This is a genomic window from Clostridium saccharoperbutylacetonicum N1-4(HMT) (genome assembly GCF_000340885.1).
In the GTDB taxonomy this organism is placed as follows: Bacteria; Bacillota; Clostridia; order Clostridiales; family Clostridiaceae; genus Clostridium; species Clostridium saccharoperbutylacetonicum.
The window spans coordinates 137,085-147,500 of sequence record NC_020291.1; the positions used below are offsets into that span (position 1 = coordinate 137,085).

Sequence of the window (10,416 nt, forward strand, 5' to 3'; positions counted from 1 at the left end):
GAAAAACATATTAATTATTCGAAAGAACTTTTATTAGCTAAAGTGAAGTGATATAATGGAAATACACTAAATTGATTCTTGGTTATATTAGGAGGAAACTTAAATGAAAAGTGACATTCAAATTGCACAAGAGGCAAAGATGGAGCCGATAAAAAATGTGGCAGAAAAATTAGGACTTTGCGAAGAGGATATAGAGTATTATGGAAAATATAAATGCAAAATATCCTTAGACGTCTATGAGAAAGTTAAAAATAATAAGAATGGGAAACTGGTTTTAGTTACAGCTATAAACCCAACTCCAGCTGGAGAAGGAAAGTCAACAGTTACTGTAGGTTTAGGTCAGGCAATGAATAAACTAGGAAAGAATGCTGTAATAGCATTAAGAGAACCATCATTAGGACCTGTTTTTGGTGTAAAAGGTGGTGCGGCAGGTGGAGGTTATGCTCAAGTAGTTCCGATGGAAGATATCAATCTTCATTTTACTGGTGATATGCATGCCATTACATCAGCTAATAATTTATTATCAGCAGCTATAGATAATCATATCCATCAAGGAAATGTTTTAGGTATTGATTCAAGAAGAATTGTTTTTAAAAGAGTTATGGATATGAATGATAGAGCTCTTAGACATATTGTTGTTGGAATGGGCGGAAAAGTAAATGGATTTGTTAGAGAAGATGGCTTTAATATAACTGTTGCATCTGAAATAATGGCTATATTATGCTTAGCAAGTGATTTAGAAGATTTAAAACAAAGAATGGGAAATATTGTGGTTGCTTATAATTTAGAGGGGGCACCTGTTTATGCTAAAGAATTAGAAGTTCAAGGTGCTATGGCATTGTTAATGAAGGATGCTATTAAACCTAATTTAGTTCAAACGTTAGAAAATACTCCAGCATTAATACATGGGGGACCATTTGCTAATATTGCGCATGGCTGCAATTCTATAATGGCAACTAAACTTGCATTAAAACTTGGAGATGTTGTAATTACAGAAGCAGGATTTGGTGCTGATTTAGGTGCTGAAAAGTTCTTTGATATTAAATGCAGATATGGAGATTTAACACCAGAATGTGTTGTCATAGTTGCAACAATACGAGCATTAAAACATCATGGTGGAGTAGCTAAGGCTGAATTAAATGTTCCTAATGTTGAAGCGTTGTCAAAGGGGATAACTAATTTAGAAAAGCAAATAGAAAATATTAAGAAATTCAACGTTAAACCAGTTGTCGCAATAAATAAATTTATTACTGATAGTAATGAAGAAGTCGAATTTATTAAAGAGTTCTGCAATAAAATGGGCGTTCAGGTAGCTCTTTGTGATGTATGGGCTAAAGGAGGAGAAGGCGGAATAGAACTTGGAAATATAGTATTAAATATACTTGAGAATAATGATTCTAAATTTGCTCCTATATATAGTAAAGAAGAGTCTATAGAAAATAAAATAACGACAATTGCCAGGGAAATATATGGTGCAGATAAGGTTAATTATACATTGGCGGCTAAGAAGCAGATTGCAGAATTAGAAAAGTTTGAATTAGATAAGTTGCCTATTTGTATGGCTAAAACTCAGTATTCACTGTCAGACAATCCGAGTCTTTTAGCTAGACCTAATGGATTTGATATAACAGTTAAGGAAGTTAGGGTATCTAATGGCGCAGGATTCATTGTTGTTCAGACAGGAGATATAATGACTATGCCAGGTCTTCCTAAAGTACCAGCTGCAAATAAAATGGATGTCTTAAAAGATGGAGAAATAGTAGGTTTATTTTAGGTAAGATAGTTTAATTAATACTTTGAAAATTTAGTTATTATAAATAAATAGTTTTATGGTATTTAAGCAAGATATAAACACTTGACAAATATATTAAAATTGTTAAAATTATATTGTTATTTTCTAAATTAAGGCAGCTCTTTGGGCTGCTTTTAATTTAACTATATTAAGGTGGTGCTTTCTATGATCTTGCTTGTTGATGCAGGTAATACAAATATTGTTTTAGGAGTACATGATGGAAATAAATACATAGCGAGTTGGCGTATTTCAAGTGGAGGGAATAAAACTTCTGATGAGTATAGTATACAGGTTATGCAGTTATTTAATCTTGGTAATATAAATCCAAAAGATATTACAGGAGTTATAGTTTCATCTGTTGTTCCTAACATAATGCATTCTTTAGAGAATATGTTAAAAAAATGTTTTAATCATGAACCTATAATAGTAGGACCGGGAATAAAGACGGGAATAAACATTAAATATGATAATCCAAAAGAAGTTGGAGCTGATAGAATAGTAAATTCTGTTGCGGCTTACGAAATTTATAAAAGGCCTGTAATTATAATAGATTTTGGAACAGCTACGACCTTTTGTGCACTAAGAGAAAATGGAGATTATCTTGGAGGGTGCATATGTCCAGGAATTAGAATTTCAGCAGACGCATTGTTTGAAAGAGCTGCGAAGCTTCCTAGAGTAGAGCTTGAAATACCTAAGGGAATTATTTGTAAAAATACAGTATCAAGTATGCAAGCAGGAATTTTATATGGATATATTGGGCAAGTTGAATATATAGTTAGAAAAATGAAGAAGGAAATGATGACTTCTAAATATAAAGAAGAACCATTTGTATTAGCTACAGGGGGATTAGCGAATTTAATAGCTAAAGAAACTGATGTTATTGACAAGGTTGATTCGGATTTAACATTAGAGGGATTAAAGATTTTGTACGAAAAAAATAAAGAAATGGCGAATTGCTAAATTTAAGGAGTAAATTCTGAATGAAAATAGGTAATTTAACCTTTGATAATAATGTGTTTTTAGCACCTATGGCTGGTGTAACAGATATATCATTTAGAGGATTATGCAAGGAAATGGGATGTGGATTGGTTTATACTGAAATGGTTAGTGCCAAAGCATTATATTATGGAAGTGAGAATACTCAGACATTGCTTAGAATAGCTGAGGAAGAGAAACCAGTTGCGGTACAAATCTTTGGCAGAGAACCAGAAATAATGGCAAGTATATGTGAACAATATTTAAATTATAGAGATGATATCTGTATTATAGATATCAATATGGGGTGTCCTGCGCCCAAAATAGTTAAAAATGGAGAAGGATCTGCATTGATGAAGGAGCCTAATCTTGCATATGATATTGTAAAGGCGATAAAGAAGATTTCAAAGAAACCTGTTACAGTTAAATTCAGAAAAGGATTTGATGAAGATAATATTAATGCTGTAGAATTTGCAAATATTATGGAGGAAGCAGGAGCCGATGCAATTACTGTTCATGGAAGAACAAGAAAACAAATGTATCAAGGGGTTGCAGACTGGGATATAATTAAAAAAGTTAAAGATACCGTTTCTATACCTGTAATAGGTAATGGCGATGTGTTCTCAACTGAAGATGCTATTAAGATAAAAAAGATAACAAATTGTGATGGAATAATGATTGCTAGAGGAAGCCAAGGGAATCCATGGATATTTAGAGAGATAAACAGTGCACTAAAAGGAGAGGCTATTTCAGAAGTTTCAAATAAAGAAAAAATTGAAATGTGCCTTAAACATTATAATCTAGCGATTAAATATGATGGAGAATTTAAGGCCATAAGAGAAATGCGAAAACATGCGTCGTGGTATATAAAAGGCCTTCCTAAATGTACTGAAATAAGAAATCAAATTAATACAATAGATGATAGTAAGAAAGTAATTGAAGTATTAATTAAATATATGGAAGAACTATAATATTATAATATTTAAAAAAATATTTCAAATGTGAATTAAAAAATAAATTGTTGATATTATAATATTAATAGTACTTATATTTATTTTATAAATCTGAGGGAAAGATGGTTGTTGCTTTATTTTAGGATTTATTGACATATCAAATATGCTGATTTATAATTAGTTAAATGTCAGTTGGAAACAAAAATTGTTTAAGTTATTTAGTAATTAAGGTTATCTTATTGGGAATATATATTAATAACGTATTTTTTGACTGATTGAGGAGTGTTCTAATAAATATAAAATAATGAACATAGTTATTAATTAAAAAATTATAGAAGGTTTTAAAGGGGAGTAAAGTATATGAGCCAAACAAAACAATATGTAATGACTTATGAAGGTGTTAAAAAATTAGAAGGTGAATTGGAATATTTAAAAACTGTAAAAAGAAAAGAAATAACTGAAAAAATTAAAATTGCATTAGGATATGGAGATCTAAGTGAAAATTCAGAATATGATGAAGCTAAAAACGATCAGGCATTTACAGAAGGAAGAATAATTCAATTAGAAAACATGTTAAAAAATGCAGTGGTTGTTGATGAATCAGAAATTCCAAGTGATATTGTTTCAGTTGGAGCAAAAGTTAAAGTTAAAGACTATGAATTTGACGAAGAAGTTGAGTATTTAATTGTAGGTTCAGCTGAAGCGGATCCTATGAATTTTAAAATATCAAATGAATCACCAGTTGGAAAAGCCTTAGTAGGCAAAAAAGTTGGTGAAATAATAGAAGTAGCAGTTCCTGATGGAATTAATAAATTCGAGATATTGGGAATAAGTAGAAATTAATTGGAGGTACATTATGTCAACAGAAGAAATGAGCATGCAGGAATTAGAGTCTCAATATAATGAACAAGAAGGATTGAGAAGAACTAAACTAGCAGAGCTACAAAATGCCGGAAAAGATCCTTTTGATGTATATAAAGTAAACAGAACTCATACATCAGAAGAAGTTAAGGCAAACTATGACGAATTAGAAGGAAAAGAAGTAACAGTTGCAGGAAGACTAATGTCTAAAAGAGGTCAAGGGAAAGTTGTATTTTCAGATATACACGATAAAGATGGAAAGATACAATTATTCTTAAAGATTGATAAAGTTGGAGAAGAGAATTTAAAGCAATACAAGGCATTTGATCTAGGTGACTGGGTTGCAGCGACAGGTGAAGTGTTTACAACAAAAACAGGGGAAGTATCTGTAAATGTAAATACTTTTGAATTAACATGTAAATCTTTAAAGCCACTTCCAGAAAAATGGCATGGATTAAAAGATCCAGATTTAAGATATAGACAAAGAGAAGTTGATATAATTACAAATGCAGAAGTAAAAGAAACTTTTATAAAGAGAAGTAAAATTATTTCAGCTATGAGAGAATTTTTAGATAATAAAGGTTTTGTAGAAGTAGAAACTCCAATACTTGGAGCTATAGCTGGTGGAGCAGCGGCTAGACCGTTTGTCACTCATCACAATACTTTAGATATTGATATGTACTTAAGAATTGCAACAGAGTTATATCTTAAGAGATTGATAGTTGCTGGTTTTGAAAAAGTATATGAAATAGGAAGAAATTTTAGAAACGAAGGTATGTCGGTTAGACATAATCCTGAATTTACAGCAATTGAATTATATGAAGCATATTCGGATTATAATGATATGATGGAAATTACAGAAAATATGGTTGCGCATATATGTGAAAAGGTAAATGGAACTACTAAAGTTAATTATCAAGGAACTGAAATAGATTTCAAGCCACCTTGGAGAAGAATAACTATGGTGGATGCAGTAAAAGAATATGCGGGAGTAGATTTTAATCAAATTAAATCCGATGAAGAAGCTCAAGCTATAGCTAAAGAAAAGCATTTAGAATTTGCTAAACCATTAGATACAGTAACTAAAGGTGAAGTATTAAATATGTTATATGAAGAATTTGGTGAAGCTAATATGATTCAGCCTACATTTATAACAGATTATCCAGTAGAAATATCACCTCTTACAAAGAAAAAGAGAGGAAATCCTGAATTTACTGAAAGATTTGAAGGATTTGTATTTGGAAGAGAAATTTGTAATGCATATTCAGAATTAAATGATCCTATAGTTCAAAGACAAAGATTTGAACAACAGGCTAAGGAAAGAGAACTTGGTGATGATGAAGCATATATGTTAGATGAACAATTTATGAGTGCTCTAGAAACAGGTATGCCTCCTACAGGTGGAATGGGAATGGGAATAGATAGACTTGTAATGTTCTTAACTGACTCAGCATCAATTAGAGATGTTATATTATTCCCAACAATGAGACCTCAGAAGTAATTTGATTTAAGTATATTAAAGATATGTAGATATAGTTAAACAAAAGGGTTTATATATATTTCGAGTATATATGAATCTTTTTTGTTTAATTTATTAAAAAAGCTTGCAAAATTTTGAGAAACTGATATAATTGATTAGGTAATGACGTTCCGCGATAGCTCAATGGTGGAGCACTCGGCTGTTAACCGATAGGTTGGAGGTTCGAGTCCTCTTCGCGGAGCCATTTTTTTGTTTGAAAATAGAAAATTATGATTTGCTAAAGACAGAAGGTATTCTGCCTTATTTTTTTGCACTTGAATGCTAAGGAGAAAGGCTGACTTTTGAAAAATTAAGTTTGTTAGGGATTAAGCTTGAATTTATAGTAAGAGATTTGGGGAATTGTCAATAATTTTTGAATTTAGAAAATAAATTTATAATAAAAATAAAAAAAGGGTTGCAAAATTAATAAAAGCTGATATAATAGATTAAGTAATGACGTTCCGCGATAGCTCAATGGTGGAGCACTCGGCTGTTAACCGATAGGTTGGAGGTTCGAGTCCTCTTCGCGGAGCCATTTTTTTATTTGAAAATAATATTGGAAAACAATAAAAGGTAGAAGAATTTTCTACCTTATTTTTTTTATATTACATTTGACTTATTATCAATAAAGTCAAAGTTATCTAGAACTACATCAACTGTGTATTTTTTTATATTGTTTTTATCTAAATAGCTACCTGTTTTAATTTTACCTTCTATTGATAGTTTATGACCTTTAGCAACATACTTAGATAGAATCTCAGCTTTTTTATCAAAAGCAACAATATCAATAAAATTAGTTGAAGGCTCTTTTGAAGTTGGATTGTATTCATCCACAGCTAAAGTGAATTTTACATAAGATCTTTCTCCATTTCCAAAGTACTGAAGTTCTAAATCTCTAGTTATTCTACCTATAAGATATACTTTATTCATACATTTCCTCCTAAATTATTGTTTGTTATAAGTTTAGACAAAAACATAGGTTCGTATTCAAATAAAAAATGAAAAATAGGGTTGCATAATTAAAAAAAACTGATATAATAGATTAAGTAATGACGTTCCGCGATAGCTCAATGGTGGAGCACTCGGCTGTTAACCGATAGGTTGGAGGTTCGAGTCCTCTTCGCGGAGCCATTTTTTTAAGAATATATTTTATATATTGACAGAAAAATTAATTTTGTTAAAATTAATTTATAAATTGAATATACATGTTGAAAAAGAGTAGTAATTCATAAGTCAATTATAGAGAGATGGTGTTTGGTGAAAACCATCATTGATTTAGGATGAATGGAGCTTTTGAGTGTAAGATTATTAGTGAAGAAAGATGGGCCTAAGCCAAGAAGGGTGGAACCGCGGAATTATAATTTCGTCCCTTTGTGGTTAAGGCTTTTTTTATTTTATAAAATTATATTTTGGAGGGATAAATAATGTCAGTAGAAAAAACAATGGATAAGATCACAATTCTTTGCAAAAATAGAGGATTTATATTTCCTGGATCAGACATATATGGTGGATTGGCCAATTCGTGGGATTATGGTCCTTTAGGAGTTGAATTTAAAAATAATGTTAAAAAAGCATGGTGGAAAAAGTTTGTTCAAGAAAGTTCATACAATGTAGGTTTGGATTCTGCTATTTTAATGAATAGAGAAGTTTGGGTAGCATCAGGGCATGTCGGCGGTTTCTCAGATCCATTGATGGATTGTAAGGAGTGTAAAGCAAGATTTAGAGCAGATAAATTGGTTGAAGATCATATGACAGCCAATGGAGCAGAAGTAGCCAGCGCTGATGGATGGACAAATGAACAACTAAAAGAGTACATTGAAAGTAATAATATTGTATGTCCTAAATGTGGAAAGATGAATTATACAGATATAAGAAAATTCAACCTTATGTTTAAAACATTCCAAGGTGTTACTGAAGATGCTAAATCTGAAGTTTTCTTAAGACCAGAAACAGCTCAAGGTATATTTGTTAACTTTAAAGCAGTTCAAAGAACTTCAAGAAAGAAAGTTCCATTTGGTATTGCTCAAATTGGTAAATCATTTAGAAATGAGATTACACCTGGTAATTTTACATTTAGAACAAGAGAATTTGAACAAATGGAATTAGAATTTTTCTGCAAGCCAGGAACAGATTTAGAGTGGCATAAATATTGGAAAGATTACTGCTGGAAGTTCTTGATGGATTTAAATGTTAAACCGGAAAATTTAAGAATGAGAGATCATGGTGAAGAAGAATTATCATTCTATTCAAATGCAACTTCTGATATAGAATATCTATTCCCATTTGGCTGGGGAGAACTTTGGGGTATAGCAGATAGAACAGATTATGACTTAAATAAGCATCAAGAACATTCTGGGCAAGATTTAAGTTACTTGGATCAAGCAACCAATGAGAAATATATACCATACGTTATAGAACCATCTTTAGGTGCAGACAGAGTTACTTTAGCATTTTTGATTGAAGCTTATGATGAAGAAGAATTAGAAGATGGTGATGTTAGAACAGTATTACATCTACATCCAGCATTAGCACCATTTAAAGCTGCTATATTACCTCTTTCTAAGAAACTTTCAGAAAAAGCTTTAGATGTTTATGCAGAACTAAGTAAGAAGTTTAATATTGAATTTGATGAAACAGGAAGTATAGGTAAGAGATATAGAAGACAAGATGAGATAGGAACTCCTTATTGTATAACAATCGATTTTGACACACTAGAAGATGGAGCTGTTACTATTAGAAATAGAGATACTATGGAACAAGAAAGAATTAAGATAAGTGAAGTAGAAAATTATATACAAAAAAGTTTAGAATTTTAAAGAGTAAAAAAGATAATGAACTGGCTCAATAATTTATTAAGAGTCAGTTTATTTTTTATTTTAAGGTGTTATAATTGAAATGGAAAAGAACGGATTTTATCAATAAGTTATATTATATAGTTAATTAAATATGGAGGAAAAATATGAAGAAGAATTTTGAAGAGTTTAAAAAATATATTATTGGCAAAAGGGTTGGTGTTGTAGGAATAGGAGTTAGCAATATTCCTTTAATAAATTTTTTGTTGGAGTTAGGTGCAGTAGTAACAGCTTTTGACAAAAAGACTATAGAAGAACTTGGAGATGTAGGAACTGATTTTGTTAATAAAGGTGTAAAATTAGAACTTGGTGAAAATTATTTAGATTCTCTTACTGGATTTGATGTAGTGTTTAAAACCCCATCAATGAGAATTGATAGTGAAGCTTTAATTAGAGTTAAAAATGAAGGCGCATACATAACTTCTGAAATGGAGGAGTTTGTAAGATACACTAAAGGAAAAGTGTACGGAGTAACAGGTAGTGATGGTAAGACAACAACTACAACAATTATTTCGAAATTATTAGAAGAACAAGGTTATAAAACTTGGGTTGGAGGAAATATAGGAACTCCATTATTTTCTCAAATAGAAAGTATAAAAGAAGAGGATAAAGTTGTATTAGAATTATCAAGTTTTCAACTTATGACCATGACTCAAGAAATAGACGTGGCTGTATGCACAAATTTATCACCTAATCATTTAGATATGCATAAGGATATGCAAGAATATATAGATGCTAAAAAAAATATCTTCTTATATCAGAATTCAAATGGAATTTTAGTATTGAATAGAGAAAACGAAATTACTTATGAGTTTAAAAAAGAAGCCAAAGGCAATGTTAAATTGTTCAGTTCTAAGAGAGAAATAGAGGGCGGAGCATACTTCAAAGAAGGAATACTATATCTTGAAGGAAAAGAAGTGTGTAAGAAGAGTGATATAGTGATTAAGGGAATGCATAATGTTGAAAATTATCTTGCGGCATTTTTGGCAGTTAAAGAAGATGTCTCTATAGAGTCAATGAAAAAAGTAGCAGAAACATTTGAAGGTGTTGAACATAGATGTGAATTTATAAGAGAACTAGATGGTGTTAAGTATTATAATGATTCCATAGCATCTAGTCCTACGAGAACACTAGCAGGCCTTAAGGCTTTTGATGAAAAAGTAATATTAATTGCAGGGGGATATGATAAGCATATACCATTTGAACCACTAGCTTATGAAGGATATCCATATATAAAAGAGTTGATTCTACTTGGAGCTACAAAGGATAAAATTAGAGAGGTGTTTGATAAATTATATAAAGAGCAAGAAATTAAAATAAATATAAAGACTGTTGAAACTATGGAGGATGCGGTGAAAGAGGCTAGGAGTGTTGCAAGATCTGGAGATATAGTAACATTATCGCCAGCCTGTGCTTCGTTTGATATGTATCCAAATTTTATGATTAGAGGAAATACATTTAAAA

Annotated in this window: 8 protein-coding genes, 3 tRNA genes and 1 other annotated feature (1 of these 12 cut by a window edge); of the genes, 10 read left to right on the forward strand and 1 reads right to left on the reverse strand. The window is 31.0% G+C overall.

Annotated features, from left to right (window positions below):
- The first annotated feature begins 103 nt into the window (after positions 1–103).
- From CSPA_RS00635 to CSPA_RS00665, 7 genes are all read left to right on the forward strand, one after another.
- The gene (locus CSPA_RS00635; RefSeq protein WP_015390295.1) at positions 104–1,774 is read left to right on the forward strand and encodes a formate--tetrahydrofolate ligase; all 1,671 of its coding nucleotides are present in this window, start codon (positions 104–106) and stop codon (positions 1,772–1,774) included.
- A gap of 183 nt (positions 1,775–1,957) precedes the next feature.
- Positions 1,958–2,752 (forward strand): type III pantothenate kinase, encoded by a 795-nt coding sequence (locus tag CSPA_RS00640; RefSeq protein WP_015390296.1) that lies wholly within the window; start codon positions 1,958–1,960, stop codon positions 2,750–2,752.
- A 20-nt stretch (positions 2,753–2,772) separates the two neighbouring features.
- Entirely contained in the window at positions 2,773–3,738 is a 966-nt protein-coding gene (gene dusB / locus CSPA_RS00645; RefSeq protein WP_015390297.1) for a tRNA dihydrouridine synthase DusB, read from the forward strand.
- A gap of 342 nt (positions 3,739–4,080) precedes the next feature.
- Complete coding sequence (gene greA / locus CSPA_RS00650) at positions 4,081–4,563, forward strand: transcription elongation factor GreA (protein ID WP_015390298.1); 483 nt, start codon at positions 4,081–4,083, stop codon at positions 4,561–4,563.
- A gap of 13 nt (positions 4,564–4,576) precedes the next feature.
- On the forward strand, positions 4,577–6,082 hold the full coding sequence (lysS, locus tag CSPA_RS00655) for a lysine--tRNA ligase (protein ID WP_015390299.1): 1,506 nt from the start codon (positions 4,577–4,579) through the stop codon (positions 6,080–6,082).
- Between the two features lie 148 nt (positions 6,083–6,230).
- Positions 6,231–6,305, forward strand: a tRNA-Asn gene (locus CSPA_RS00660).
- Between the two features lie 255 nt (positions 6,306–6,560).
- Positions 6,561–6,635: transfer RNA gene (locus CSPA_RS00665), tRNA-Asn, on the forward strand.
- 65 nt (positions 6,636–6,700) lie between these two features.
- On the opposite strand, the gene CSPA_RS00670 is transcribed toward CSPA_RS00665, so the two are convergent.
- Positions 6,701–7,030: a single-stranded DNA-binding protein gene (locus tag CSPA_RS00670; RefSeq protein WP_015390300.1), complete on the reverse strand. Its 330-nt coding sequence runs from the start codon at positions 7,028–7,030 to the stop codon at positions 6,701–6,703.
- Between the two features lie 126 nt (positions 7,031–7,156).
- Between CSPA_RS00670 and CSPA_RS00675 the strand changes: the two genes are divergently transcribed.
- The 3 genes from CSPA_RS00675 to murD all read left to right on the forward strand — a co-directional run.
- A tRNA-Asn gene (locus CSPA_RS00675) sits at positions 7,157–7,231 on the forward strand.
- Between the two features lie 68 nt (positions 7,232–7,299).
- Positions 7,300–7,474, forward strand: a binding site (T-box leader).
- A gap of 50 nt (positions 7,475–7,524) precedes the next feature.
- Positions 7,525–8,916, forward strand: a complete 1,392-nt coding sequence (locus CSPA_RS00680; protein ID WP_015390301.1) for a glycine--tRNA ligase — start codon at positions 7,525–7,527, stop codon at positions 8,914–8,916.
- A 143-nt stretch (positions 8,917–9,059) separates the two neighbouring features.
- A protein-coding gene (gene murD / locus CSPA_RS00685) for a UDP-N-acetylmuramoyl-L-alanine--D-glutamate ligase (protein WP_015390302.1) crosses the window boundary here: on the forward strand, positions 9,060–10,416 show its 5' portion. Its footprint extends 20 nt past the window's final position; the window shows 1,357 of its 1,377 coding nt (coding positions 1–1,357); its start codon is at positions 9,060–9,062; the stop codon falls past the right edge of the window.

Bases quoted from the DNA above. Each gene is read 5' to 3' on its own strand.
- CSPA_RS00640 (WP_015390296.1), top strand. From the start codon at position 1,958: ATGATCTTGCTTGTTGATGCAGGTAATACAAATATTGTTTTAGGAGTA.
- greA (WP_015390298.1), top strand. From the start codon at position 4,081: ATGAGCCAAACAAAACAATATGTAATGACTTATGAAGGTGTTAAAAAA.
- CSPA_RS00680 (WP_015390301.1), top strand. From the start codon at position 7,525: ATGTCAGTAGAAAAAACAATGGATAAGATCACAATTCTTTGCAAAAAT.
- CSPA_RS00670 (WP_015390300.1), bottom strand. From the start codon at position 7,030: ATGAATAAAGTATATCTTATAGGTAGAATAACTAGAGATTTAGAACTT.
- lysS (WP_015390299.1), top strand. From the start codon at position 4,577: ATGTCAACAGAAGAAATGAGCATGCAGGAATTAGAGTCTCAATATAAT.
- dusB (WP_015390297.1), top strand. From the start codon at position 2,773: ATGAAAATAGGTAATTTAACCTTTGATAATAATGTGTTTTTAGCACCT.
- CSPA_RS00635 (WP_015390295.1), top strand. From the start codon at position 104: ATGAAAAGTGACATTCAAATTGCACAAGAGGCAAAGATGGAGCCGATA.